This window comes from Psychrobacter sp. JCM 18900, assembly GCF_904846625.1.
Taxonomy (GTDB): domain Bacteria; phylum Pseudomonadota; class Gammaproteobacteria; order Pseudomonadales; family Moraxellaceae; genus Psychrobacter.
In genome coordinates, this window is sequence record NZ_CAJHBL010000003.1 from 330,851 (window position 1) to 357,655 (window position 26,805).

At 44.5% G+C, this 26,805-nt stretch carries 19 protein-coding genes; 12 read left to right on the forward strand and 7 right to left on the reverse strand.

The window, feature by feature from the left end; genetic code table 11:
• Window positions 1-65: 65 nt before the first annotated feature.
• From JMX96_RS07010 to JMX96_RS07025, 4 genes are all read right to left on the reverse strand, one after another.
• The gene (locus JMX96_RS07010; protein WP_201568235.1) at window positions 66-833 is read right to left on the reverse strand and encodes a lysozyme inhibitor LprI family protein; all 768 of its coding nucleotides are present in this window, start codon (window positions 831-833) and stop codon (window positions 66-68) included.
• A gap of 128 nt (window positions 834-961) precedes the next feature.
• Window positions 962-1,378 carry a VOC family protein gene (locus JMX96_RS07015; RefSeq protein ID WP_191114585.1) on the reverse strand — a complete coding sequence of 139 codons (417 nt, stop codon included), beginning with the start codon at window positions 1,376-1,378 and terminating at the stop codon, window positions 962-964.
• Between the two features lie 210 nt (window positions 1,379-1,588).
• Entirely contained in the window at window positions 1,589-2,593 is a 1,005-nt protein-coding gene (locus JMX96_RS07020) for a lipoate--protein ligase (RefSeq protein WP_201568236.1), read from the reverse strand.
• Between the two features lie 288 nt (window positions 2,594-2,881).
• Window positions 2,882-3,295 carry a hypothetical protein gene (locus tag JMX96_RS07025; RefSeq protein WP_101205128.1) on the reverse strand — a complete coding sequence of 138 codons (414 nt, stop codon included), beginning with the start codon at window positions 3,293-3,295 and terminating at the stop codon, window positions 2,882-2,884.
• Window positions 3,296-3,899: 604 nt separating this feature from the next.
• Here JMX96_RS07025 and JMX96_RS07030 point away from each other — a divergent pair.
• Together JMX96_RS07030 and JMX96_RS07035 are read left to right on the forward strand one after the other, a co-directional pair.
• Complete coding sequence (locus JMX96_RS07030; RefSeq protein WP_201568237.1) at window positions 3,900-4,829, forward strand: DMT family transporter; 930 nt, start codon at window positions 3,900-3,902, stop codon at window positions 4,827-4,829.
• A gap of 244 nt (window positions 4,830-5,073) precedes the next feature.
• Window positions 5,074-6,177, forward strand: a complete 1,104-nt coding sequence (locus JMX96_RS07035; RefSeq protein ID WP_201568238.1) for an alkene reductase — start codon at window positions 5,074-5,076, stop codon at window positions 6,175-6,177.
• Window positions 6,178-6,264: 87 nt separating this feature from the next.
• Here the strand turns inward: JMX96_RS07035 and JMX96_RS07040 are convergent, their stop codons facing one another.
• Both JMX96_RS07040 and JMX96_RS07045 read right to left on the reverse strand, forming a co-directional pair.
• Entirely contained in the window at window positions 6,265-7,230 is a 966-nt protein-coding gene (locus tag JMX96_RS07040) for a pirin family protein (protein ID WP_201568239.1), read from the reverse strand.
• A gap of 241 nt (window positions 7,231-7,471) precedes the next feature.
• On the reverse strand, window positions 7,472-8,812 hold the full coding sequence (locus JMX96_RS07045) for an NAD(P)/FAD-dependent oxidoreductase (RefSeq protein ID WP_201568240.1): 1,341 nt from the start codon (window positions 8,810-8,812) through the stop codon (window positions 7,472-7,474).
• A 347-nt stretch (window positions 8,813-9,159) separates the two neighbouring features.
• Here JMX96_RS07045 and JMX96_RS07050 point away from each other — a divergent pair, with 347 nt between their 5' ends.
• From JMX96_RS07050 to pgsA, 9 genes are all read left to right on the forward strand, one after another.
• On the forward strand, window positions 9,160-10,038 hold the full coding sequence (locus JMX96_RS07050; protein ID WP_201568241.1) for a branched-chain amino acid ABC transporter permease: 879 nt from the start codon (window positions 9,160-9,162) through the stop codon (window positions 10,036-10,038).
• 76 nt (window positions 10,039-10,114) lie between these two features.
• On the forward strand, window positions 10,115-11,212 hold the full coding sequence (locus tag JMX96_RS07055; RefSeq protein WP_201568242.1) for a branched-chain amino acid ABC transporter permease: 1,098 nt from the start codon (window positions 10,115-10,117) through the stop codon (window positions 11,210-11,212).
• Entirely contained in the window at window positions 11,209-11,976 is a 768-nt protein-coding gene (locus JMX96_RS07060; RefSeq protein ID WP_201568243.1) for an ABC transporter ATP-binding protein, read from the forward strand. Before JMX96_RS07055 ends, JMX96_RS07060 begins: the two co-directional genes overlap by 4 nt.
• 47 nt (window positions 11,977-12,023) lie before the next feature.
• The gene (locus JMX96_RS07065; protein WP_201568592.1) at window positions 12,024-12,818 is read left to right on the forward strand and encodes an ABC transporter ATP-binding protein; all 795 of its coding nucleotides are present in this window, start codon (window positions 12,024-12,026) and stop codon (window positions 12,816-12,818) included.
• A 5-nt stretch (window positions 12,819-12,823) separates the two neighbouring features.
• Window positions 12,824-14,800, forward strand: a complete 1,977-nt coding sequence (locus JMX96_RS07070; RefSeq protein ID WP_201568244.1) for an AMP-dependent synthetase/ligase — start codon at window positions 12,824-12,826, stop codon at window positions 14,798-14,800.
• Window positions 14,801-14,921: 121 nt separating this feature from the next.
• The gene (locus tag JMX96_RS07075; RefSeq protein ID WP_201568245.1) at window positions 14,922-16,166 is read left to right on the forward strand and encodes an ABC transporter substrate-binding protein; all 1,245 of its coding nucleotides are present in this window, start codon (window positions 14,922-14,924) and stop codon (window positions 16,164-16,166) included.
• 414 nt (window positions 16,167-16,580) lie between these two features.
• Window positions 16,581-18,542 carry an acetate--CoA ligase gene (gene acs / locus JMX96_RS07080; protein ID WP_165597556.1) on the forward strand — a complete coding sequence of 654 codons (1,962 nt, stop codon included), beginning with the start codon at window positions 16,581-16,583 and terminating at the stop codon, window positions 18,540-18,542.
• Between the two features lie 281 nt (window positions 18,543-18,823).
• Window positions 18,824-20,023, forward strand: coding sequence for an NAD(P)/FAD-dependent oxidoreductase (locus JMX96_RS07085; protein WP_201568246.1), 1,200 nt, complete (start codon window positions 18,824-18,826; stop codon window positions 20,021-20,023).
• A gap of 610 nt (window positions 20,024-20,633) precedes the next feature.
• Entirely contained in the window at window positions 20,634-21,317 is a 684-nt protein-coding gene (pgsA, locus tag JMX96_RS07090; RefSeq protein ID WP_057758088.1) for a CDP-diacylglycerol--glycerol-3-phosphate 3-phosphatidyltransferase, read from the forward strand.
• A gap of 102 nt (window positions 21,318-21,419) precedes the next feature.
• On the opposite strand, the gene JMX96_RS07095 is transcribed toward pgsA, so the two are convergent.
• Entirely contained in the window at window positions 21,420-21,914 is a 495-nt protein-coding gene (locus JMX96_RS07095; protein ID WP_057758090.1) for a pyridoxamine 5'-phosphate oxidase family protein, read from the reverse strand.
• 482 nt (window positions 21,915-22,396) lie between these two features.
• On the opposite strand from JMX96_RS07095, the gene purL reads away from it, so the two are divergent.
• Window positions 22,397-26,425: a phosphoribosylformylglycinamidine synthase gene (gene purL, locus JMX96_RS07100; RefSeq protein WP_201568247.1), complete on the forward strand. Its 4,029-nt coding sequence runs from the start codon at window positions 22,397-22,399 to the stop codon at window positions 26,423-26,425.
• The last annotated feature ends 380 nt before the right edge of the window (window positions 26,426-26,805 follow it).

The following is a 26,805-nucleotide window of genomic DNA, read 5'->3' on the forward strand; positions in this document are numbered from 1 at the left end:
CTTATTAAATTAGATCTTCAGTTCAACTTATGTTTATTTCTAGAGAATCGAGAGGTGTTGTTTACTTACTCACGCTCTAATACAATGCTGTCAAAATACCCTCGCATACCACAATGCAGTCTTCTATATTGATCATCCATATCTCTTAATAATAATTGAGTTTTACCCTTATAAAGTGCTGGATATAAGCGTAGCTCAACATTTTTATCTGATTGATCATCGTTGATGACCCAATAGTTTTCTGACCATATGGCTTTACTTTCTCCCAAATCACAGGTGTGAGCATTGGTAAAAATCAAAACGCCCTCGATAATAGAAAGATAAGGTTTATTAGCGACACTATGAATCGATACCGTGTTTTTCGCCTCTCCCGTATCTTCCCAGCGTTGAGTACCTGAATTATATATTGAGATTTGAGAGGTTTGAGAAAACTTACCAAAGGCACTTTTACTCGGTAAATCAGAAGGACTTAACTCATCTGAAAAATTCCAAGCCACACCGTAATTGGTTTGCTCTTCGATATACTCTTTATACTCACGTATCAGACATTCTTCACTTTTACAGGTATTACGCTGAAACGTAAGCCATGTGCGTTGATTCGCAATGGACCTATTTTTAAAGGCTTTGCTGTCTTCATAGTCAGAAGAGGTGGCAAGATTGCTTTTATATTTCTTCGCCATTGCGTCATCAAGCTTAGAAAGCTCAGGGCTGTCACAGACGGTTTTTTCTACCCAACTAGCCGCTTTGTTGCAATCAAAACTTGCTGAATTGGCATAAGTGGAGAGTAGGCAAGTGCCTAAAATACCGATTGTAGTGATGCATAACTTTTTCATATTACCCTCATTTTTAGAGCTTGATTGTATTTTAAGAACGCTATAACTGTGATATACGTGTCATCATCACTATCTGCAAAAAACAAATCAGTCCATCCATCCTAGCCCAACTAACCAGCCTCACTCATTTACCAACTGCCAATATTTTCCATCGAAATCCAAGGCTCAATAGGTTCTAAGTCTTCGCCATTTTGTAGCAGCTCAATTGAGATGTTATTAGGGTCTTTAACAAAAGCCATATGGCCATCTCTAGGCGGTCTTAATATCTCGATCCCTGCCTGTATAAAGGTGTCGCACTGTGCGTATATGTTATCGACTCTAAAGGCAAAGTGCCCAAAATTATCGCCATTGGTATATTCTCTTTCATCCCAGTTGTGTGTCACCTCAATCTCTGGCGCACCCTCATGCGTTGCTAAAAAATATAAGCTGAATCTGCCTGATTCAGAGTCTTTCTTTCTTAGCAGTTGTAAGCCCATAAGGTCACAATAGAAAAATAACGTTTCTTCTAGTTTGTTGGTTCTAATCATTGCATGTAAGTACTTCATGAAAATACCTTAATATTGATTATTCATAAAAAATGGAGTAATGGCAGGGTGGTTTTTATGCATCGTTAATATACAAAATCTCAAATGGCATATGTACGATGTCAATACCGTTAACTATATACAGCGCATTTGTGTCAGTAACTTTTTATCAAGCAGTGCAAGCGGCATACCCTGCAATACTTGCTAGATTAAATCTGACGTCGCAAAATCTTAACCTTCCATCTCGCCAACTAACCACTGCTCAAAATCATTAACCTGCGTCGCCAACTCAGGTTGCGAGTTTGATAATTCAGCGAGCGCATGTTTTATCTCATGCTTATTATATTTAACGCCAGTCAATGTATTCTTAAGCAGGTCGATAAGCTCAACATTTAGCGCGTCAGAGAAGATGACAACTTCGGTGATCATCGCTTGCTTCACATCCATATGCACATCCATCATGCCCCAATCAAAGCGTGTCTCGATATGATGAGTAAACTCAGGCGTTTTACCAAAGCGCCAATCCCAGTCTGCCATCTGCTGATAGTAAGCGTTTAGCGTGGGCTGCTTAGCAAGACTGGCCTCATCTAGTTGCTCGACCTGTGTAGTCTCTCCATGATATTCACAAAACGCTTCGATAATCGCCTCAGACAACGTCTCGTGATTGATAGCCTCATTAAAATCTACCAAGTTTGCCACACGAGCGCGCACAGATTTGATGCCTTTCGCTTTAAGCTTTAATGGATGCGGGTTTAGATAGTCACCAAGCTTTTGCATGTTGGCATTGACCAGCAATGTGCCATGATGAAAGCTACGATCGGCGGCATGTCTAAATGCACTGCCCGATATTTTGCGGTCGCCGACCTGCATGTCATTACGGCCAGATAGCGTAGCGTCTATGCCGAGTTTCTGAAGCGCATTGATGATGATAGTGAAGTTTGCTTCTTGGTCGTAAGCATCACTGGGCGATAAAAAAGTAAAGTTGGTATTACCCAAGTCATGGAACACAGCGCCGCCGCCGCTCTGACGCCGCGCTAAAAACACATCTTCTGCTTCCATCTTATCGGTTTTGCACTCTACCCATGGATTTTGTGAGCGTCCAATAACCACGGTCTCAGAGTTACGCCATAAAAATAGAGTATGCGAATCGGGATTCAGTGTATTAAATATCCAATCCTCGGTAGCAAGATTAAACCAAGGGTTGGTCACAGCAGATTTTAGGATGCGCAGTTTCATGTATTTGACTCGTTAATAAACTGGGTTGGTGAGTAGGTTTTGTAAATAGGTAGCATCATTCTTACTGATGCAAGCTTGTAATTCAATGGCTGTCTCATAGGAAGGGTGGTTTTGTTAGTGGTTTTGTTAGTGGTGAAGGCGTTGAGTATATAGAGAAAACGGTGAGAAAGTTTCATAGAGGATATCGCTAAGGTTGATGCTTCAGTTTTTAGCGGGCGACAATAAAAGCCAAGCAAAACGCTCAGCTTAATTACAGTTTAAGACAATAAATTGTGAGAGTACTTTGTTCTATTTAGCACAAATCTCCCACTGCGATTTTGTACTAAGATAACACTGCATAACCGCTTTACCAGACTGCGCATAGGCATCGCTGACGATACGCTGATTGGTTGGCAGACGATATCTGATGATTGCTGGCTCGTCATTGACGGTGGTCGTCCATCCAGTCACTTCATTACGGTCATTATAATTTGCACTGGTAGAGGTTGCCATTTTGCCAAATCCTGGCAGGTTATAGGAGACCTGCCTAAAACTATAACTCATCGCTGCACCCTCAGCGCCCTCATACTGACAGTTTAGTTTTTTTTGCAGTTTATCTTGTTTATAAACATAGCAAGTGGTCTCATCTGAGAACTGACCAACCCCGCAAAAACCTGCCGTTGCAACTGACATCATACCGATAAATAACGCTATCCTTTTCATAATCATTCCTCAATAATTTATAAATCCTACTAATGATGTTTGCCATCTATTTTGTGTATTGCCAAATACTAACCAATACCTTTTAGATAGTAGAAAATTAGCAAACAAATATCAACTAATATATTTTAAGAAAATCTTGAACTGATGTATTAAAGCTACTTTTAACATCAGTATTATTAAGAGTAGCTGTTATAAGGTAGTGATATAAGCAGGGTTTACTATGACCGTAAATCTGTTTTTATAGGTATTGATCTGAAGACTTACTTAAGGATGACTTTGGAGTTCTTTAGTATGTGAATAGAAAAGCGCTGGAATAAGCTAAAGTATAAGAAATATAGGATCAGCGCTGCTTGCTATATGGTGCTTACTAAAAGGGATTTGTCCAGATTTATAAATTATCAAAAGGTGCAAACCTTAAAACTGTACTAAAAAAATTAATAAATGGATAAAAACTCACTATAAATTTTATAAAAAATTACCCATCAAACAATTAAAAAGTTATCATCATGAGTTTTTAATCGCATGATAATTTTTACAACGCATCAGACGCTTATGACCGACACGAGTTGGTAAACGCAGTCTAAGCGCTTAATAGGATTACCCAATGACCAACCGTGACCTTATCATTTTTGTGACGCTCTCTTTTATGTGGTCACTCTCCTTCGTTTTTTATCGTATCGGCGTGCCTGAGTTTGGCTCATTGGCATTCGCCAGTTTGCGTGTGATATTCGCCGGATTGGTCATGTTGGTCTTTGTATTGCTCAATAAGAAAAACAGAGTCGGTATCAAGGAGCATTGGAAAATGCTAGCGCTCGTTGGCTTGTTTTCAGCAGCGCTACCTTTTGTGTTGTTCTCGTTTTCCGCGCAATCAGTGAACGCAGGCGTGCTAGCCGTGCTAAATGCTTCTGTACCGATGATGAGTGGTTTTATCGCTAGAGTCTTCTTTAAGGATAGGCTATCGAAAAAACAAGCACTTGGTTTGGTCATTGGGGTAATAGGGGTAATCATATTGATGAGCGAAAGCTTATTTGGTGGCGGCGAGCCAGGCAAAGGGTTGGTCGAAGGGCTACTACCAATGGGTTACGCGCTACTAGCCTGTGTAGGTTATGCGCTTGGGGCCAACATCACTAAAAACTATCTGTATGAAGTATCGCCAGTCGCTATCACCGCAGGCTCGCTTATCATCGGTAGTATTATTATGCTGCCTGTGGCTTTTAATGAGTTCCCTTATGGTAAAGATATCAGCATAAAGGCATGGGTATCCGTAATCTGTATTGGTGTATTTTCGACAGCCATCGCCCTTATTTTTATGAATCAGCTTATTAAAAATATTGGCCCGACGCGCGCCACCAGTATCACGCTAGTTATTCCAATTTTCGCCATTATTTTAGGGTATCTACTACTTGGTGAAGCTCTAAATATCCAAGCCATCATCGGTTCAGTAGTGATATTGTTTGGTACATATCTGTCATTAGAGCTGTCTGTCAAAAAAATGCTACAACCAAAGAATTCCACGCGGACGACGAGAGTTTAAGCTACAGTAAACTGTCTTCGTAGCCTTTAATTATAAAGATTCGAATATCTAAATATTGGTGTTTCTGTTTGTAAATATTGCTTGGAATAATTGCATTTGCCCCCTATAAAGAACTCGGCTTATGAGTAGCGTACTTCGCAAATTATAGAACGATAGCTGAGTGCTACCTACTAATATAAGTGCTATTTATTACCAATAATAGTAAACCTGATACTAAGGTTTAAAACAATAAACAGGGCTTTTTATGGCACACGATAATTTATTTGAAACCGTCAAAATGGGTACCCAAACCCTAAAAAACCGCATCATTATGGCACCGTTGACGCGTCTGCGTTCGGTTGAGCCAAGCGATGTACCAACAGCACTGGCAAGCGAATATTATTCACAGCGTGCAGGTTCTGGCTTGGTAATCACTGAAGCGACGCAAGTTTCTTTCCAAGCGAAAGGTTATGCTGGTGCGCCAGGCGTTCATACCAAAGACCAAATCACTGCGTGGAAAACCATCGTAGATAATGTCCATGCTAAAGGTGGTAAAATCGTAGTACAGCTATGGCACACGGGCCTAGTTTCTCATGAGAGCGTACAGCCAGACGGTAAAGCGCCTATCTCTGCTTCTAACGTTGATGTTGGTGTACGTACCTCACTACGTGACAGCGACAACCAAGCCATTCGTGTAGATGCAACGCCGCCACGTCCAGCCACGCTTGAAGAAATCAAACAAGTTATCGCTGACTTTGGTCAAGCAACTAAGAATGCCAAAGAAGCGGGTTTTGATGGGGTAGAGATTCACGGTGCTCACGGTTACCTATTGCATCAGTTCTGGGTTGAGCAAACCAACCAACGTGATGATGAATACGGCGGTAGCCGCGAAAACCGTGCGCGCTTGACGCTTGATGTTATCGATGCGTGCGTAGACGCTTGGGATGCAGATCATGTTGGTATTCGTATTTCACCACTGGGTACGTTCAACAACGTAGAAGCTGGATATAACGAAGACGAAAATATTTGGATGATTGAGCAGATTAACAAGCGCGGTATCATGTATCTGCATCTGTCAGAGCCAGATTGGGCAGGTGGTACGCCGTATAGCGAAGACTTCCGTAAGCGTGTGCGTGCTGCTTTTGATCAAATGATTATCGCAGCTGGTGGCTATACTGCCGAAAAAGCAGAGCAAAATGTAAAAGCAGGTTATATCGATGCTGTCGCCTTTGGCCGTGACTATATCGCCAACCCTGACTTGGCTGAGCGCATTCAAAAAGGCGCGCCACTCAATGAGCAGCATCCAGAGTCTTTCTATGGTGGCGGTGCTGAAGGTTATACCGACTATCCATTTTTAGACCAAGCGTAATAGTTGGATTTTTAGCTAAATAACGCAACATAAAAAAGCCGCTTAACTATCAATAGTTGAGCGGCTTTTTTTATGCATAAATTTTCATTATTTGCCGAAAATGCCTATTTGATAATCACGAAAGGTTTGACGTAGTTCTTCTTGAGTATTCATGACAAAGGGGCCATGACCTGCGACTGGCTCACCGATTGGCTCGCCGCTTAGCAATAGCAATTTGATAGGTGTGTCTTCATCGGTAGTTGCAGGGTAGGTCAATTCGATAGTATCGGTCGTAGGTAAGAATGAATATTCAGATTGAGTGCCTACATGATTTCGAATAGGCGCTGAAAATTCTATCAAACTCCCTGCGCTGACGGCTGTACCGTTGACCAATACTTGACCTTCTTGTACCAGCAGTAGGGTGTTGTGCGTTTTCGGCGCTTGTAGCGTGGTTGTACCTGCTGTATGTAGCTCAATATCCCACATATTGACTGGCGTAAAGGTCGTTGCTGCTCCCGTTATCCCATGCCAGTCACCGGCAATAATGGCAGCTTGGCCGATGACAGTTTGCTCATCGCTATCGTCTATCAGATCAACGATAGGCATGTCAGCACGTTTGATAGATTGATATTTGGGGTCGGTCAGTTTGTGGGCGCTTGGCAAGTTGACCCATAACTGCACCATACTAAAGACGCCGCCACGTTGACCAAAGGCTTCAGAGTGGAACTCTTCGTGCAGAATACCGCGACCCGCAGTCATCCACTGTACATCACCTTCTAAAATATCGCCGCGCCCACCTGTCGAGTCTGCATGACTAATCTCACCTGAATAAGCGATGGTTACGGTTTCAAAACCTTTGTGTGGATGCAGTCCAACACCATGCGGTTGCAGCTTATAATCAGGATTGGGTGAAAAGGTCGTAGGCTTACCGTAGTCAAATAGTAAAAAAGGATCGGTATGGCTATAGTTGAAATCAGGATTGTCATCGAGATGATTGATTAGGGTTTTTACAAAAAAACCATCACCTACCCAATGCGGCTTTTTATCACCATGAATATGCTTGATTGGACGCATGGATTACCTCATAAGTCTAAGTGGCATTGCTATCAATAGGATGAATGCCTTAGGTTAATTCTACTATAAAAATAGACTTATGTTGTGTTTATTCTCATTGCTCTCTAAGATTACTGTCTAAAACCATTCAACTATCATCAAACATACTGTCAGCCATTATCTGAGTAGTAGTCAATTATTCAAATGCTAACAGACACTAAAGCCACTATTATCGCTATAAATAGGGAGGCCATGGATGTTATTAAACGACTTCACCACTGACAAAACCACTGGCCCAAGCCCATTGAAAATTATAGCCGCCAAGCCAGCCAGTCACATCGAGTACCTCACCGATAAAGTACAAGTTATCTTGCAAGTTGCTTTGCATCGTTTTGGAGGACACTTCATCGGTTGTGACGCCGCCGCGTGTGACCTCAGCGGTACGGTAGCCTTCTGTACCAGAGGGCTTGAGCTGCCAGCCATTGAGCGTAGCCCCAAGTTCTGTAAGGCGCTCGTCTTTAATGTTGGCAAGTTCTGTATCTTTGATGTCTTCCCACAGATGCGTCTGTAGCGCTGCTAATAGCTTCTTGGGTAGCGCATTGTCTGTGTTTTCTGCCAATACGGTACGAATTAGTTGGCGTGGATGCGATTTTTTGCGAGTGAGCAAAAGCTGAGTGACGTCTATTTCAGGCAACAGATTGATACTGATGGTTTCGCCAGTCTGCCAATAGTTGGAGAGCTGTAGCATGGCAGGGCCAGAGAGTCCGCGATGGGTAAATAAGACGGGCAATTTAAAAGAGATACGCTCGTTACTGGCAATAACTGGCAGACTGATACCAGCCAAGGCACGGATAAGCTCGCCTGTTTTATCAGTGAAGGTAAACGGTACGAGACTGGCATCAGTAGGCACGAGCGTATGCCCGAACTGCTGTGCCAACTCATAGCCGATACCACTTGCTCCCATGGTCGGGATAGACAGACCACCAGTAGCGACAACCAAAGATTCACAGCTATAGCGTGTCTGCGAAGGTTGAGTACCGTTCGCGATGTCTTTTTTACCAAGCTTTTTGCTCGTCGTTAGATAAAAGCGTTCGCCGTTATCATGAGCGGTAGTTTTAACATGATCAATTTGAGCGTTAAGTTTTACTTGTACGCCTACGGCCGCGCATTCATCTAGCAGCATAGACAAGATATCTTGTGCCGAGTCATCACAGAACAGCTGACCATGTTCGCGCTCATGGTAGGCAATCTTATGCGACTCTACCATGCCGATAAACTCCCAACTCGGGTAGCGACTTAGCGCTGATTTGCAGAAGTGGGGATTGGCACCGATAAAATGCTCAGGCTCTACAAAGTAATTGGTGAAATTACAGCGACCACCACCCGACATTAAAATCTTTTTGCCAGCTTTATTGGCATGATCCAAGACCAATACGCGGCGACCACGGCGACCAGCAGTCAGTGCGCAATACAATCCTGAAGCACCAGCACCGATGATAATGACGTCATAGTGGTTATCAGTAGATTTTTTGGCTGACGATGGATTACCCGCTGATGAATTGCTTGGCTTAACTGGCTTTGCTTGTTTTGGCATTTGACTCATGATGATGACTTATAGAATAGGTTTGGATAGACGATATAAAGTAGCTAATTATACCATGGCAATAATGGCGGTGTTTTTAGGTGAGTAATATAAATAGCTTTTGCCACTTGCTATAAATCATTGAATAACTTTGATTTTTCTATAGACAATAATTCGTAGTTGGTATAATGTGAATATATGAATATTATTCGCTACTACTGCTGCCATATTGATTACTTACTAAAACGCTAGTCGTTTTGACATGAAGAAAATGAATTTCTTTACAAGTAGTTGATGAAAAAGTCAGTCGATTGAACCGCTTATTCAAACATTGTCACGGATGATAATGTTAAGACAAAAGGGACTTTATGGATATCCTACAACTGCTCATTAGCGGGATTGCTAATGGTTGTATATATGGGCTGTTAGCGCTGGGTTTTGTACTCATTTACAAAGCCTCAGAAGCGGTCAATTTCGCCCAAGGCGACATGCTTATGCTCGGTGCCTTTTTGGGCATATCTTTCATCAATGCCGATCAGGCAAACCTTCCCTTCTTATTAGGCATCACCTTTGCTGCTGTCATCATGGGTGCATTCGGCTACTTACTCGATCGCTTTATCCTACGTGGTATTTTTGGTCAGCCGCAATTTGCGATGGTCATCCTTACCATCTCGCTTGGTTTCTTGATGCGCTTTGTCGCTGGTGTCATCTGGGGACATAGCCCAGTCTCACTACAGACACCGTTTTCAGGCAAGATGTTGGCATTAGGCTCACTCAGTATCGCTTATGTTGACCTCATTATCATCATATCTACTATCGCGTTAACCTCTATTTTGTACTTCTTTTTTGCCCACACGCGGCTTGGTATTGCGATGCAAGCCAGCAGTCAAAACCAAATGGCAGCCTACTATATGGGTATTCCCGTCAAGCGGGTCAATGGTATCGTTTGGGCATTGTCAGGGGTGGTTGCCGCACTTGCCGGCATACTATTTGCGGCCAAAGGCGCTATCGAACCCTCTGTCGGATTACTATTCGGTATCAAGGCCTTTGCCGCTGCGGTAATCGGTGGATTAGGCTCCTTGCCTGGTGCGCTGGCAGGCGGATTGCTAGTAGGGGTGATAGAGCCTTTTGCTGGGCGTTATCTACCGCTAGGTCTTAGTCAAATTGCGCCTTATGTGGTTATGTTGATCGTACTAATCGTACGTCCGGGCGGTATTTTTTCTCAGGTCAAACAGAAAAAAGTATAGAAGCTTTGATCCAAGGCAGCTTTGATTCAAGGATGACAAAGCGGCCTCCAAAAATTTTCAAGGATGAGTACTGCCCATGAAAGCTCAGTTTAAACACAGCTATGATCAAGATATCAATATCTTCGATGCCAAAAGCCAACTCATAAAGTATGGCGTGCTCCTCTTGCTACTATTAATGGCGCCTTGGTTGTTGAGCAACTATTACATCAGTGAGCTTAGCGCCATATTGATTTGGTCTATCTCTGGACTGGGTCTGATGCTCTTGACGGGACATACCGGACAGGTCAGCTTAGGGCATGCCGCCTTTATGGCGATAGGAGCATTTAGCCATATGGCACTGATGGCTCGAGGGTGGAATTTTTTCCCTGCTTTGGTTGCCTGTGCACTCATCACTGGGGTTATCGGTGCGATCATCGCCAGACCAATCTTAAGAACCAGCGGTATCTACTTAGCCATCGCAACCTTAGCACTTAGTATTATCGTTGAGGACATCGCTATCGTAGCTGAGCCTATTACGGGCGGTATCTCTGGCACCTTTGCCTCTCCTATCAATCTGTTTGGCTACACCATCGATCGCTACATCACGCCAAAAGCCTTTTATTACTTGTGCCTTGCGCTCGTGGTGTTGGTGACTTTAGGGTATATCAACTTGCTCAGAAGCGGCACAGGGCGTTCGTTCTTAGCCATCAGAGACAGTGAAGTATCCGCCCGTGCGCTTGGCGTCAATGTGCCGCAAGCCAAAACGCTAGCGTTCAGCATATCTTGTGCGATTACCGCTGTGGGTGGCGCTATGTACGGACATTTTGTGCAAGCGGTCAATTATGAGAGCTTCACCGTTATCATCTCTATCACCATCCTCTTGCAGATTGTCATCGGTGGTTTGGGCTCCATACATGGTGCGTTTTTTGGTGCTGTCGTCGTTGTCTTATTACCACAAGTGATTGCTATCTTAGGCGATATGGTTGGTCAAGGTGCGGGCTCTAGTATCACCAGTATTCCTGGTATTGATACGGCGCTGTTTGCCTTAGTTATTGTCATTATGATCATCTATGAGCCACGCGGTATATACGGCATTTGGATAAAGATACGGACTTGGTTTCAGATGTTTCCGCTATATCGAAAAGGACTGTTTCGCCGTTCTAAAACTTATCTTAAAACGGAGCGTATGCGATGAGCTTATTAAAAGTTGACTCCTTATCTATTGCGTTCGGTGGCGTCAAAGCCGTTGATAATATTAGCTTTGAGGTAAACGAGGGCGAGGTATTTACTATCGTAGGACCTAATGGGGCTGGTAAATCCACGATTTTTAACTTAATCAGTCGCTTGTACGAGCCGCTTAGTGGTCGTATTACCTTTGATGACACTGATATTACCAAGCTACCTGCTCACGATATTGCAAAACTGGGTATCGCCCGTACGTTTCAAAATATCGAGTTATTTGATCACTCAAGCGTGCTTCAAAACCTGCTCATTGGTCGCCATTCGCAGCGCAATACGTCATGGATACAGGACTTATTGTTTTTGCCAAAAGTGCGCCGTAGCGAGCGCGAGCATCGTTTGCAAGTTGAAAAAATTATAGATTTTTTAGAGTTAGCGCCTTATAGAGATAAGTTGATTGCAGGTTTGCCTTATGGTATTAGAAAAGTGGTCGAAATTGCGCGTGCATTAGCTGCTAACCCCAAGCTTATTTTGCTCGATGAGCCAGCCTCTGGTCTCAGCGTAGAGGAGACGTCCGAGATGGCATGGTGGATCGAAGATATGCAAAAGGATCTTGGCTTGACTATCTTGATGGTAGAGCATGACATGAGTCTTGTGAATCGCGTATCAGATCGCGTATTGGCCGTCACTGAAGGTAAGTTTTTGGCTCAGGGCACAGCAGCTGAGGTGCAAGCCAATCCACAGGTCATTGAAGCCTATCTTGGACAGGAGAGTGTGTAATGTCATCTATCAAAAAATCACTATCCTCTGCCGCGCCAGCTACTGAAATGAATTTGGTCGACTCTGAAGTAAAGAATAACGTGCTAGAGGTGCGAAATCTAGAATCCGCTTATGGTCCAGTGATGGCATTGAGAGGCGTGAGCCTAGAAGTGCCCGAAGGTAAAGTCGTCACTATTTTGGGCGCTAATGGTGCGGGCAAGACGACGCTAATGAAAACCATCTCGGGGGTTATCAATCCTCGTAAGGGCGCAGTATGGTTCCACGGAGAGCGTATCGATGGCACTGAGCCTGATCGCTTGGTCAAAAAAGGGCTGTCGCACGTACCCGAGGGGCGCGAGGTATTTCCCTTTTTGAATGTCGCCGAAAACTTAGCGATGGGTGCTTATACTCGGCGTGACAAGTCTGAGATACAGCGCGATGTAGAGATGATATATGAGTATTTTCCTATTCTAAAAAATCGCCGTACACAAGCAGCTGGCACGATGTCTGGTGGTCAGCAGCAGATGCTCGCTATCGGTCGAGGGCTGATGTCACGACCCTCTCTTATGCTACTCGATGAGCCGTCTCTTGGGCTGTCTCCATTATTGGTACAGGAGATATTTGCCATTATTCGACGATTAAATAAAGAACAAGGCGTCACAATTCTACTGGTTGAACAAAATGCCAGAGTTGCCTTGGCAGCAGCGGATTACGGTTACGTGTTAGAAACAGGGCGTATTGTCATGGCAGGCTCAGCGGACAAACTGATGCACTCTGATGATATTAAAGAGTTCTATTTGGGACAAACCAAAGACAACACTGCGGAAGCCACTCGGTGGAAACGCAAAAAGACTTGGCGATAATAATCATGACGACCTCCATTGATATTGATGTTAATACTAAAAACAATACTTCACTTTCTCCTGTGGATACGGCAGACATGAAAGAAACATCTGCTGCGCCAGTATCGTCCCACGATTACCCAGAGAATCATGATTACAATACGGGTCGAAAGATCCACAATGCGCCTTTCGAACATGCACCTCAAATCCTAGAAGGGTGCGATACGTTGAGTAAACTTTGGCGACAAGTTTGCTTGAGCAGAGGCGACAGAATTGCTCATCGCGAAAAGAGCTTTGGTATTTGGCAGAGTTATAGTTGGCTAGACTATTATCATCATAGCTGCGATATCGGCATGGCACTCGTCGAGCTTGGTCTGAGCAAAGGCGATACCGTCTCTATCTTGAGTGAAGACAATAAAGAATGGCTTTATTTTGATATGGGTGTCTGCGGCGTAGGCGGGATACCTAACGGTGTCTATACGACAGACAGTCCTGAGCAGCTTGCTTATATATTGAATGACAGCCACTCAAAGTTTCTGATCGTAGAAAACGATGAGCAATTGCATAAGTTTTTAGAGATTCGCGAGCAAACACCTCATGTTAAAAAAGTCATTGTCCTTGACCGTAAAGGCTTGCGGAGCCTAGAAGATGATCAGGTTATCTTCCTTGATGAGCTATATACGATTGGTCGAAGTGTTGATAACGCAAGAGAGCGTTTTAGCGATTATATCGATCAAGGTACGCCCAATGACATACGTACTTTAATCTATACCTCTGGCACGACAGGTAACCCAAAAGGCGCGATTTTAACGCATGCCAATGTCCTCTTTGAGCTAAAAACAAGCATAGATATTCTTCCTATTTTGCCTACTGATGAGCAGCTCTGCTTTTTGCCCTTATGTCATGTACTAGAACGTCTAACGTCAGTAGATCTGCCTATCCATCGAGGCTGTATCGTCAACTTCGCTGAGAGCACAGAAACGGTATTTGAGAATATGAAAGAAGTATCGCCTGATACCTTTACCGCTGTACCTAGACTATGGGAAAAAATGTACGCCTCTATCAGTAATATGCGGAGCGACGCCAGTGCACTCAATGGCTGGGCATTTGATCAAGCCATAAAAGCAGGTCATGACTATGCTGATATCGTGATGGCAGGCAATACTCCTACGGCAGGTCAACGACTGCGTTACGAGTTTTGGAATCGACTGGTGCTATATAAAATTCGTGACCTTATAGGCATGAGTAATATTCGCCGTGCCACTACTGGTGCTGCACCCATATCCCTAGATATTATCCGCTGGTTTCATGCGATAGGGGTGCCTATCTATGAAGGCTATGGCATGACCGAAAGTGCGGGCGTGATATCGGTCAATACCCCTGAAGCGCAGATGGCTGGCAGCGTAGGTAAGGCACTACCAGACTCTGAAGTCCGTATTGCCGATAATGGGGAGATACTCGTAAAAGGCGCTAACGTGTTTGCAGGCTACTGGAATAAGCCAGAAAAAACGGCTGAGGATTTACGGGATGGCTGGCTACATACGGGGGATGTCGGTGAGATTAGAGACGGTTATATATTTATCACAGGTCGTATCAAGGACATTATCATCACCGCAGGCGGCAAAAACGTCACACCAGCTGCGATTGAAAGCAAACTTAAATTTTCACCTTATATCTCAGATGCGGTCGTCATTGGCGATAAGCGAAAGTATCTAACTTGTCTGATCATGATAGATCAAGAAAACGTCGAAAAATATGCACAAGACAATCAAGTGATGTTTTCTGATTTTCGCTCGTTGTGTCATGCGCCAGAAGTCATTGCCTTGATAGATGAGGTCGTACAGTCTGCTAACGAGACATTAGCTCAGGTAGAAACCATAAAGCAATTCAGGCTTATTGATGTGCTGCTCAGTCCTGAAGATGACGAATTGACCGCGACGATGAAATTGAAAAGAAATTTGGTTGAGAAAAAGCATCATGCTCTCATCGACTCTATGTACTGATCTAGCCCGTTAATACAGTTTAGTTTAGCACCGTTCAGCTTTTTTGAAGTCGTCTCAACCTCGAAAGTATTAATCTCAAGAGCATTAAACTAACAGCGACTGAGTCGCAAGGAGAAAGGCAATGAAATGGACATTCAAGACCACGCTACTAGCACTCACGGTCGGTACGATAGGTTTAATAGGGTGTAGTGATCCGGAAACAACCGCAGCGACGGGCACTGATACTGAGGCTGCTACATCTACATCTACTTCTACAAGTGATATGCCAGTACAAGGCGTGACCGATACGGAGATTATCTTAGGCGGTGCAAATGATTTATCGGGTCCGTTTGCTGGATTTGGTAATCCTGCAGTCGCCGCAGCCAATATGTATTTTGATGAGGTGAATGCGGCAGGCGGTGTCAATGGTCGAAAGATTCGCTATATCGTTGAGGACCATTCTTATCAAGTACCAAAGGCCGTACAGTCTGCGAATAAACTGGTCAGCCGCGATAAAGTGTTTGCCATGCTGATGTCGCTTGGCACACCGCATAACTTAGCGAGTTTCCCTATTATGGATCGCGCCAATGTTCCTAGTATTATGCCGCTCACTTTTGCTCGGGCTATGCAAGAAGAAGGGGATTTCAATCGTCGTTATACCGCTGGTAGTACCTATTATGATTCAATAAAGCTAGGCATGGAGTATCTTATTGCCGAAAACAAAGTTAGCAATTTATGTGTCATGTACATCCCATCAGACTACGGTGAAGAGACCAATGAGGCGGCTAAGGATATCAGCGATAACAATCCTAACGTCACTTTAGTTCAGTCCAGCTCCCATCGTCCTGATGAAACAGACTTTGCTGGGGCAATGGCCAAGTTAAAAGATGCTAAATGTGAGCTTATTGCCTTATCTCTAACCATTCGCGGTGCTATCACAGCGGTCGGTACAGCAAACGCTATGGGCTGGAGTGACGTGAAATTTATCGCTCCTGTCACTGGTTTCCATCCTGCAGTTGCAGCGGCACCAGGTGGCGCAAGTGAAGGCCTATACTCTGTGTCGTACTATAATGATTTGGCACTAAGAGCGAATGAACCTGAGACTAAAGCTTGGGTTGAGAAGTTTGAAAAAGCCACAGGTGAAGAGGTATCAGCGGGTGCTATTCTTGGTTATCTTGCCGCTAAAGTAACCGTTGATGGTCTAACCGCAGCAGGTCCTGACTTAAATGCCGACACTTTCAACAAGGGTCTTGAGACTGTCAGTTTTGTCGATGGCGTTACAGGATCTACAGTTGCCATCACGCCTGAGAGCCATGTCGCGATTAATGATATCTACTTGTCGCAAGTACAAAATGGTCAATGGAAAACAGTAACGCAGCTTAAATAACACATCCTAGATGTTTAGTGGATTTTCGATAGTAGCAAGCCATACATAAGTATGGCTTGTGTCGGTTATAAGCTTTGGGTTTGACAATAATTTCATTTATATTTTAAGCGTTTTACGATTATTCATAAGTCCAAAACCCTTCTCAATACAAAGTAAGCCATAAGTCATAGACAATAGAAATTGACTAGAGTGATGAGTCAGTTCCCTTATAGCAACTAAATTATTTGTGCCTAAACATACAGATGTACAGTGAAATTGTTATGTTTGGCTTTTGATGTCTTGCAACCGTCACGCTTATTTGTCAAACTAACGATGAGTGTCACACATTATGGAAGATGACTCTTATCGCTTACATGGGGCGCGTCATAGACGTTTATCCGTGTAGGTCATAATAATTAAAAGGGACCCAACACTATGACTCAGAAATCATTTCCTATCTCAGCCGAGTTTATGGCTGCTGCCAATACCACACCTGATAAGTACCTTACAGACTACCAGCAATCTATCGAATCACCCGAAGCCATTGATGCTTTTTGGGCGAAACGTGCTGAGCTAATCGACTGGATAAAAAAGCCGACCAAAGTCAGTAACGTCAATTATGACTTAGATGATTTTCGCATCAAATGGTTTGAAGATGGTGAGCTGAACATTTCAGTCAACTGTCTTGACCGTCACCTCGAAGAAAACCCATACAAGCCTGCTATCATTTGGGAAGGTGATCACCCTTCATTGCACAAAATCATTTCTTTTAAAGAGTTGCATGAAGCTGTTTGCCGCTTGGGTAATTCATTGCGCAAGCTTGGCGTTGTAAAAGGTGACCGCGTAACGCTATATATGCCGATGATACCGGAAGCCATGGTAGCGATGCTGGCATGTGCGCGTATTGGCGCGGTGCATTCAGTGGTGTTTGGTGGCTTTTCTGCCGAGAGTCTGGGTAATCGCTTGATAGACAGTCGCTCAAAAGTTGTTATTACCGCTGATGAAGGTTTACGCGGCGGCAAGCACACACCGCTCAAAGCCAATGTCGATCATGCACTCGATATGGATGGTACTGAGAGTGTCGAAAAAGTCATCGTCGTTCATCGTACGGGTAACTCTATACCGATGAGTGGCCGCCGTGATGTGTGGTATCACAATTTGGTCGATGGTCAATCAGAGATCTGCGAGCCTGAAGTCATGAACGCCGAAGACCCGCTATTTTTATTATATACTTCTGGTTCGACAGGTAAGCCAAAAGGTGTAGTGCATACTACAGGCGGCTATATCACCTATGCTATCTCAACGTTCCGTGATGTGTTTGATATCAAAGAAGATGACGTCTACTGGTGTACGGCAGATGTGGGCTGGATTACTGGCCACACGTACTCAACCTATGCACCACTGGCCAATGGCACGACAACGGTAATGTTCGAAGGTGTGCCAGAGCACCCAACATGGGCGCGTATTGGTCATATTATCGATAAGCATGACGTGACTATTTTATATACCGCCCCAACAGCCATTCGCGCGATGATGAAAGAGGGCGACGCCTTTGTTCGAGAGTCGGATCGTTCTAGTTTGCGTTTGCTAGGTTCGGTCGGTGAGCCAATCAACCCAGAAGCGTGGGACTGGTACTACAATGTCGTCGGCGATGGTAAATGTCCTATCGTCGATACATGGTGGCAGACCGAGACTGGTGGTATCTTAATGGCGCCAATACCAGGTACGGTCGATCTCAAACCGGGCGCGGCAATGACACCGCTATATGGGGTAAAACCAGAAGTCGTCGATAGTGATGGTGCGATTTTAGAAGGCCCTGCAGAAGGCAATTTGGTGATCAGTAGCGGTTGGCCAGGGCAGATGCGTACTATCTACAATGATCATCCACGCTTTTTGAAGACTTACTTTAGCGATTATCCGGGTCATTATTTCACAGGTGATGGCGCTCAACGTGATGAAGATGGGCATTACTGGATTACCGGTCGTGTCGATGATGTACTCAACGTGGCAGGGCATCGCTTGGGCACAGCAGAGATTGAGAGCGCCGTGGTTGCGCATCCTGCAACTGCTGAAGCTGCGATTGTCGGTATGCCGCATGAGATACGCGGTACAGGTATCTGTGCATTTATCATTCTAAAGTCAGGTGAAGAAAAGACCGACGATCTAAAAGCAGAACTAAAACGTCATGTGCGTGCCGAGATTGGACCAATTGCGACTTTAGATGCCATTTATATGGTTGATGCACTACCAAAAACGCGTTCAGGAAAAATCATGCGCCGTATCTTGCGTAACCTTGCAGCAGGGCAATATGTGGGACTGGGCGACCTGTCTACGCTTGCCGATAGCTCAGTGATTAATGACTTGGTTGAAGAAGTCAAAGCGGGCCGTGGAGAGTAATTCAGCCTTATAACGAACCTGTAGTGTTAAGGATAGTGACTCAATACTAGCCATTAATATTTGTATATTAAAGTTGAATAAAGGCCATGTTATCGAGAATAGCATGGCTTTTTTACGTAGACGATATTGATATTAGCGCATTTAAAAGGTTCAATAATGCTAACAAGACAACATCGCTACCATTTTAATTGAGGATTAATTGACGAGCTACTCGGTACTTACTAGGCTAACTAATTAATATAGTAGCGACTCATAAATACTTTATAAGGTCTACTGTCATCATGACTGATCATGCTTTGTGCTCAACTGTTCTATCTGACCCAAAAATCGCCATCATTGGTGGTGGCCTAACTGGATTGCTCACAGCAACACTATTAGAGCGCGCGTCAAATTATACAGGTTCACCATCTAACACCCCGCAAATCACTATCTTTGAAAAATCACGTAGTGTAGGCCGTTTAGCGACCCGCTATCGCAGCGATAGTGAGACTGGTAAAAACTGGCAATGGTCGTTCGGCGCGCAGTTTTTCACTGCGAAAACTGCTGACTTTCAACAGTTTATTGCGCCTTGGTTAGATACCAGATTACTACAGCCGTGGTGTGCTGAAGTGATTAAGTTAACGCCAGCAAGTGAAAATGGTCAGTCACCTAATATCCAAAGCAAAGAACAATGGGACGCGGTACATGCACGCTATATCAGCACACCGAAAATGACCAGTTGGGGCCGTGAATTGGCCGCCGCGCTCAAGCACACGACTATAGTATTTAAGACCCGTGTCGCACCGCTCACTCAGTATTTGCACCATCAAGACCTGCAGCAGCCTCAGCATCAGATCCAAACTTTTAATCAAAACAACAAGCAAACTGAGCTATTTGACGAAACTGGCGCCAGTCTTGGTTTGTTTGATTGGGTGATCTGCACAGCGCCAAATGGTCAGGCAGTAGAGCTAATGGCAGATAGCGGCTTTGCTCAACAAGAAAAAATTACTAAACCGCAAATGCAAGCCTGCTATACGCTAATGCTTGGTTGGGATAATGTACAGAAGCTACCTGAGACATTAAGGGTTAAGTTAGCACCGCAATGGGATGTCGCTTATTTAAATAGCGCTATTCTCGATAGGATATTTATTGAGCATAAAAAGCCTGCCCATGGTGAACTACTACCAAGTGTCACCATTCATGCACGTAATGACTGGTCAGAAGCCCACGTCGATGATGATATGGAGTCAGTCGAAGAACAATTATTACAGGCGGCAAAACAAGCATTGAACTGGAACGAAGCTAGCGCACCTAGCCAAATAGACTGCCATCGTTGGCGCTATGCAGCTACTATCGTAAATAAGGATACTGAAGAGCTAGGCATCTTAATCGATGCAACCAAGCAATGGATCGTCAGTGGTGACTGGTGTGCAAAAGGTAATATTGAGAGCTGCTATCGAATAGCGCAGCAAACTGTTAAGGCAATCATGCAAACGCAGTAAGCGTGATATCCATGCTCATTATTTTACATTGTTTAGAACTGAGGCTTATTTTAAAGCTAATGTTTGGCGATATTTGGACAGTCGAAAACTCGGCATTTAACAAAATGTAAGCAAAAAAAGGCCCACAGAGGAGGTACTGTGGGCTGAGGAAAACGGGTCATGTATTAGCTACACAGGCCGTGGTCAAGAGTTGTTATAATTATTGGTGCTCGCTACTGTTATTTATAAGGGTAATAATTATCAATACAATAGGTGGAGATATTTACCTATTAACATTTACTGATTTAAGTGTACAAGTGTTCTGGTACAGTCGCTATGATAGCGCAATTGAGTGCTGTCTGGCGGTTTTGGTTACAGTATATTACGTTGTAAAAATCCAAAAGACGCAAAGACTGGTATGAAGCACTGATATTTAGAGTAAGTAGCGGAGCTTTATGATGAAATCATTAATAAAGGCTGCCAATAATTTCAATAGCTTATGTCGATAACAGGTCATCTAGTCACTCTTGATATCTTTGATAACTTAATCGCTGCAGAGATGGCATGACGCCTTGTCCGAAAAATGCTAAGCTATCTGCCATTATTATGTTCATATTAAACTGGGTTTGCCATGACTGACAGCACGCATTTGCATACGCAGGAAGAACCGCCAAGTTCGCAAAATACCAAGAGTATTTTTAACTTGCCTAACAACCTTACGATTGCGCGTATCTTGATGATTCCGCTATTTGTCGCGATTGCTTATTGGCCGCCAGCCATGGGTATTGGTATGCCTGCGATTTCAGACAATGTCATTGCGCGCGTTGGGATGAGCGAGTTTAGCGATAGTTTGTTGCGCCATTTATTATTAACTGGCGTCTTTATTATTGCCGCGATTACCGATTGGCTCGATGGGTATTTTGCTCGTAAACTAAATGTTATGTCAGCCTTTGGTCGATTTTTGGACCCTGTCGCTGACAAATTAATGGTAGCTGTAGCGCTCATCGTTCTTGTACAGTGGCACCCCAATATCATAATGGCGATAGCGGCTATCGTCATTATTTCGCGCGAGATCGCTGTATCAGCGTTACGTGAATGGATGGCGGAGTTAGGTAAGAGCACCAGCGTCGCAGTATCTTATGTTGGCAAATTAAAGACCACGTTCCAGATGGTAGCTATTACCGTACTACTGCTTAACTGGCAGTCGCTTGAAACCATCGGTTATGTATTAATGGTCGCCGCTGTGATACTTACCTTGTGGTCGATGATGATTTATCTAAAAGCCGCTTGGCCTTACTTAAAGCAAAGTGGGTAGTTTCATCAGACAAAATTAATCAGCATAAAATTTAGAACATAAAAAACGCCAGTTGCATTAGCCACTGGCGTTTTTGTTTTTACTGCTTATAAATCAGACAACTTATAGTGTCACTGAGTTGTTTTCACCCAAGTTAGTCGCTTTTTTGCCGTCCATTACTGCAGCAGTAGTCATCTTAAACATGTTGACTACTGAGCTACCGCTTAGCCAGTATTCAGCACCGTGAGGGACGACTTTGATTAATTGGACATTTGGATCTTCTTTACCTTGCTCATAAAACGCATTGTAAATTGGTGACCATAGCTCGTCTAACTTCTCTTGGTCTTCGACCAATTCTGCTTTACCGTTAATTGAGACATAATCTTTTGAATCTTGACTGACATAGGCCAAGTTCACTTGTGGGTCTTTTTCAATATCTTTGATGGTTTCGGTAGTCTTATCACCAATGAACCAAATCTCTTTTGCGCCAATGCTCGTCTCGCTAGTGGTCATTGGGCAGGCATGTAAATGGCCTTCGTGAGTACGAGTGGTCATCATGGCAAATTTTACTTCTTTTACCAGCTCTTGTACTTTATCGATATGGTCTTGTCTACTCATAATAAATTTCCTTTTTTATAGTGTTTTAATTGGGCTTATATAGCATTGTTTTAATTAGCCGAATTGAACAGTTGATTATTTATAGTAATTTTTCTTTAGGCGAGGCATGTCTAACCATTAAATAGATCTAAAAGTTAAACGTCATCGTCGCCTTAACAACTGAGACTAGAATACCGAGTTGTCACCCTACATTTATATAGGTTCCCAGTAATGCGATGTGAGTGTTTGTAAGGAATATGAAGGTTAGGTAAAAATTGTGACAGCGTAGATTTGAGCGTTCTATTTTTCAATAGGTTAGTCAAAAATGGCTGGAGATTTAGTTTTTTTGAATTATCGATTCGCAAATAGTAAGTCGCGATAGAACGCAACTTATCGGCAATTTATCTTGGTTTAGACCTGCTTATTACAGGTCTTCTTGTTATAATACCCAGACCATTTACTTAGCATGGCAGAGATGCCTTGATCTTACGGATTATGCCTTTATGATGACCATCGCCGGACAACCGTTTCTTACCGATTTTCAGACGCAGCAACTCATCAGTCAGTTTCAGCAAAAAACCGAGCTAAATGTCAGTCAAATAAGTACCCAGCAAGTGTATGTGCTATCACGAGAGTTATCTGGTGATGAACATGAAAAAGCGCTAGATTTACTGGCTGTTGACCAATCAGCAACGCTAAATGCACCGCAAGACAACCAACTACAAGTCATCGTTGGGCCACGTTTTGGTACGATATCGCCATGGGCAAGTAAAGCGACAGATATCTTTAATAACTGTGAAATCGAGATCAACCGCGTTGAGCGTGTCGTTGTTTATACGTTAACCCTCGATGAAAAAATAGACGGTGACGCAGGCGAAAAACTACCAGTAGACGCTGAGCAGTTATTGTTTGACCGTATGACTCAGAGCTTGGTTTATGACTTGAGCGATGTCAGCAAATTGTTTGATGATCAAGCGCCAGCATCACTAAATCATATCGATGTGATCGGACAAGGTCAGGCAGCGCTAGAATCAGCTAATACAGAATTCGGCTTTGCGTTATCAAGTGAAGATATCGACTATCTGATGAATGCCTATGTCAATGAGCTAAAGCGTAATCCGACTGACGTTGAGCTGATGATGTTTGCACAGGCAAACTCAGAGCATTGCCGTCATAAGATCTTTAATGCTCAGTGGACAGTCGATGGCGAAATACAGCCAAAATCACTGTTCCAAATGATTAAAAACACGTACCAGTCGAACCCACAAGGTATCTTGTCAGCCTATAAAGACAACGCCGCTGTGATGGCAGGATCTGATGGTATGCGTTTTTATCCTATTCCGACTGACGCGATGGATGCCAATTCAATCCATCCTTACGACTTTCATCAAGAAAACATCGATATCTTAATGAAAGTTGAGACGCACAACCACCCAACAGCGATTGCCCCTTATTCTGGTGCGGCAACAGGTGCGGGCGGTGAGATTCGTGACGAAGGTGCGACAGGCCGTGGCGGTAAGCCAAAAGCGGGTCTAACAGGATTCCACGTGTCACATCTGCATATCCCAGAGCTTAGCGAAAAGTGGGAGCAGTCAGGTCAATTGAGCACGCAGGATTATGGCACGCCAGATCGTATGGCAACCAGCCTTGAGATCATGACCGAAGCGCCACTAGGCAGTGCCAATTTTTCAAACGAATTTGGTCGTCCAAATCTATGCGGTTACTTCCGTAGTTTTCAGCTAGATACCTCTGCCGCAAAAGACGGTAGCGAGATGCGCGGCTATCATAAGCCAATTATGCTGGCAGGTGGTTACGGCAATATCAAACGCAATCTGATTGAAAAAAATGCAATCCAAAAAGGCGATTTGCTTATCGTTCTTGGTGGCCCTGCGATGCAAATCGGTCTGGGCGGCGGTGCCGCATCTTCGGTCGATAGTGGTGACCTTGATGAAGGTTTAGACTTTGCCTCAGTTCAGCGCGATAACGCTGAGATGGAGCGTCGTTGCCAAGAAGTCCTTGATCGCTGCTGGGCCCTCGCTGGTAATGATGTCGATGTAAGTAATAACAGTAAAGACGGTAACCCAATCGTTTCACTACATGATGTAGGGGCAGGTGGTCTGTCTAACGCGATGCCAGAGCTGGTCAATGACCATGAAATGGGCGCGCATCTGAACTTGCGTAAGATTCCATCGTTAGAAGCTGGCATGTCGCCAATGGCCATCTGGTCAAACGAAGCGCAAGAGCGTTATGTGCTAGCGATTCGCCCAGAGAGCAAAGATCAGTTCGATGCCATCTGTGCCCGTGAGCGCTGCCCATATGCCATCTTGGGCGAGGCGACGGATATCCGCCAGCTAATCGTTGATGATGAACTGTTGGACGAGCAACCAGTCGATATGCCGATGCAAGTACTGCTCGGCGGTACACCAAAAATGCAACGCAGCTTTGAGCGTACCGAGAGCACGTTACCAGCATTAGAGCTTGGTGATGTCAATCTAGCTGAGTCTATCAAAGACGTGTTGCGTCACCCAACTGTCGCTAGCAAATCATTCTTAATCAGCATTGGTGACCGCTCTATCACCGGTATGGTCGTGCGTGATCAGTATGTGGGTCGCTATCAAGTGCCTGTATCAGATTGTGCGGTGACGGCGTCTGGCTTGATTGCACTCGATGGTCAGGTGATGAGCGGCGAAGCCATGAGTGTCGGCGAGCGTACACCTGTTGCGCTTATTAGTCCAAAAGCCTCGGCGCGTCTAGCGGTCGGTGAAGCAATTACCAACATCGCTGGTGCGCGTATCGCTCAGTTGTCTGATATCACGATGTCAGCGAACTGGATGGCCGCGTGTGGTGATGACGTAGAAGATGCTGCATTGTTCGACGCGGTGCATGCCGTTGGTGAAGAGCTATGCCCAGCACTCGGTATCGCTATCCCAGTTGGTAAAGACTCGCTATCAATGCGTGCTAACTGGACTGACAATGCTAACGACAATGGCGCCAATCAAGATAAGTCAGTCGTGTCACCAATGAGTTTGGTCGTGACTGCGTTTGCTCCTGTCGTTGATGTAGCAAAAACACTAACCCCTGAGCTAATCAATGGCGATAGCGCGTTTTACCGCATTGACTTGTCTAAAGGCAAATTGCGTCTAGGTGGCTCAATCCTCGCGCAAACGCTTAGCCAATTGGGTAACGATTGCCCAGATCTAGCGCAGCCAAGTGATTTGATCGACTTCTTTAACTTTATCCAAGCGGGTAATGAGCAAGGCGTCATCAGCGCTTATCACGATATCGGTGATGGTGGTCTGCTGGCAACTATCGCAGAGATGCAGTTCACTAGCCGTCAGGGTATCAAGCTGTCATTGACCGATGATAACTTACTCGGTCAATTGTTCAGTGAAGAGCTGGGTGCAGTCATCCAAGTATTGCCAGAAAACGTCGCGGCTTTAATGCAATTGGCAGAAGAGTTGAACGTTGCTGACATGCTGAGCCTCGTGGGTCAAAGCTCGGAAGAAGACAGCTTACTTATCCAAACGCCAACACTCATGGGTGATGACACTTTACGCTTTAGCCGTACTGAATTGCAGCAAGCGTGGACTCAGGTCAGCTATCAAATCGCTCGTCGCCGTGATAACCCAGCGTGCGTACAGCAAGAGTATGACTTAATCGCTGATGCGAGCCATCAAGGTCTGATCGCTGCGCCAAACTTTGATCTCAATCAAAAAGTAGAAGAACCGTATGTAAACAGTCGTGCTGATTCTGATAACAGCAAACCAAGAGTCGCAATCCTCCGCGAACAAGGTGTCAATGGTCAGACAGAAATGGCAGCAGGCTTTACCCAAGCGGGCTTTGAAGCGGTCGATGTACACATGAGTGATCTACTCAGTGGCCGTATCAACCTACGTGACTTCGACGGACTGGTCGCTTGTGGTGGCTTTAGTTATGGTGATGTACTCGGCGCAGGCTCTGGTTGGGCGAACTCTATCTTGTTCCATGACGAGCTACGCATGCAGTTTGTCCGCTTCTTTGCCCGTCCTGATACCTTCTCACTAGGTGTCTGTAACGGTTGTCAGATGATGGCGCAGTTAAAAGACCTCATCCCAGGTGCAGAAAACTTCCCACGTTTCATCGCTAACAAATCGGCGCGTTTTGAAGCGCGTACGGTCAATGTGAAAATCGAGCGTACCAAGTCGATCCTGTTCAAAGGTATGCAAGACAGCATCTTGCCAATCGCAGTGGCGCATGGTGAAGGCTATGCCACGCTGAACAATACCGAGATCGACGGTATGGCAAACCACGGTCAGCTCGCGATGCGTTATGTCGACAGCCAAGGCCATCCAACCGAGACCTATCCGCTCAATCCAAACGGTTCGCTCGGCGGTGTCACGGGTCTATGTAGCACCGACGGTCGCGTCACTATCATGATGCCGCATCCTGAGCGTAACCTAAAAGCGTATAACCACAGCTGGAAACCAGAAGAGTGGGATGAGGACGGCGCGTGGATGCGTATGTTCCGTAACGCTCGTGCTTGGTTTAGATAGGCTAAGTTGATTTAGAGTATTATCGTAGATATAAAAAAAGGTGGGCGTAATGCTCACCTTTTTTGTGTTTAGGGTTTGATGTTTTTGAATGTGTGGGAGCTAATCCTGCTTTTCGCTACTATCTTGGTCGTCCACTGGGGCGGTGGCTAAGGCTAGAGGTGTTCCAACATTCGAATGACCCCCTCTAGCTAATCCTCTGCAGCCCTGTGAACAACCAAGTATATCCGCTGCAATCAGGGCTAGGAAAAACATCATATTCTCGTAAGTATTATTTGTCATATAAAACTATTTTACAATATTTAACAAAAAAATATGATTATGAAGAACACCTTAAATATCAAAAGGAGCTATCATTGAAAAGCCATATAAATTGTAAAGGA

Excerpts from the sequence above, each read along its gene's own strand:
- JMX96_RS07010 (WP_201568235.1), bottom strand. The coding sequence starts at position 833 with ATGAAAAAGTTATGCATCACTACAATCGGTATTTTAGGCACTTGCCTA.
- JMX96_RS07015 (WP_191114585.1), bottom strand. The coding sequence starts at position 1,378 with ATGAAGTACTTACATGCAATGATTAGAACCAACAAACTAGAAGAAACG.
- JMX96_RS07020 (WP_201568236.1), bottom strand. The coding sequence starts at position 2,593 with ATGAAACTGCGCATCCTAAAATCTGCTGTGACCAACCCTTGGTTTAAT.
- JMX96_RS07025 (WP_101205128.1), bottom strand. The coding sequence starts at position 3,295 with ATGAAAAGGATAGCGTTATTTATCGGTATGATGTCAGTTGCAACGGCA.
- JMX96_RS07030 (WP_201568237.1), top strand. The coding sequence starts at position 3,900 with ATGACCAACCGTGACCTTATCATTTTTGTGACGCTCTCTTTTATGTGG.
- JMX96_RS07035 (WP_201568238.1), top strand. The coding sequence starts at position 5,074 with ATGGCACACGATAATTTATTTGAAACCGTCAAAATGGGTACCCAAACC.
- JMX96_RS07040 (WP_201568239.1), bottom strand. The coding sequence starts at position 7,230 with ATGCGTCCAATCAAGCATATTCATGGTGATAAAAAGCCGCATTGGGTA.
- JMX96_RS07045 (WP_201568240.1), bottom strand. The coding sequence starts at position 8,812 with ATGAGTCAAATGCCAAAACAAGCAAAGCCAGTTAAGCCAAGCAATTCA.
- JMX96_RS07050 (WP_201568241.1), top strand. The coding sequence starts at position 9,160 with ATGGATATCCTACAACTGCTCATTAGCGGGATTGCTAATGGTTGTATA.
- JMX96_RS07055 (WP_201568242.1), top strand. The coding sequence starts at position 10,115 with ATGAAAGCTCAGTTTAAACACAGCTATGATCAAGATATCAATATCTTC.
- JMX96_RS07060 (WP_201568243.1), top strand. The coding sequence starts at position 11,209 with ATGAGCTTATTAAAAGTTGACTCCTTATCTATTGCGTTCGGTGGCGTC.
- JMX96_RS07065 (WP_201568592.1), top strand. The coding sequence starts at position 12,024 with ATGAATTTGGTCGACTCTGAAGTAAAGAATAACGTGCTAGAGGTGCGA.
- JMX96_RS07070 (WP_201568244.1), top strand. The coding sequence starts at position 12,824 with ATGACGACCTCCATTGATATTGATGTTAATACTAAAAACAATACTTCA.
- JMX96_RS07075 (WP_201568245.1), top strand. The coding sequence starts at position 14,922 with ATGAAATGGACATTCAAGACCACGCTACTAGCACTCACGGTCGGTACG.
- acs (WP_165597556.1), top strand. The coding sequence starts at position 16,581 with ATGACTCAGAAATCATTTCCTATCTCAGCCGAGTTTATGGCTGCTGCC.
- JMX96_RS07085 (WP_201568246.1), top strand. The coding sequence starts at position 18,824 with ATGACTGATCATGCTTTGTGCTCAACTGTTCTATCTGACCCAAAAATC.
- pgsA (WP_057758088.1), top strand. The coding sequence starts at position 20,634 with ATGACTGACAGCACGCATTTGCATACGCAGGAAGAACCGCCAAGTTCG.
- JMX96_RS07095 (WP_057758090.1), bottom strand. The coding sequence starts at position 21,914 with ATGAGTAGACAAGACCATATCGATAAAGTACAAGAGCTGGTAAAAGAA.
- purL (WP_201568247.1), top strand. The coding sequence starts at position 22,397 with ATGATGACCATCGCCGGACAACCGTTTCTTACCGATTTTCAGACGCAG.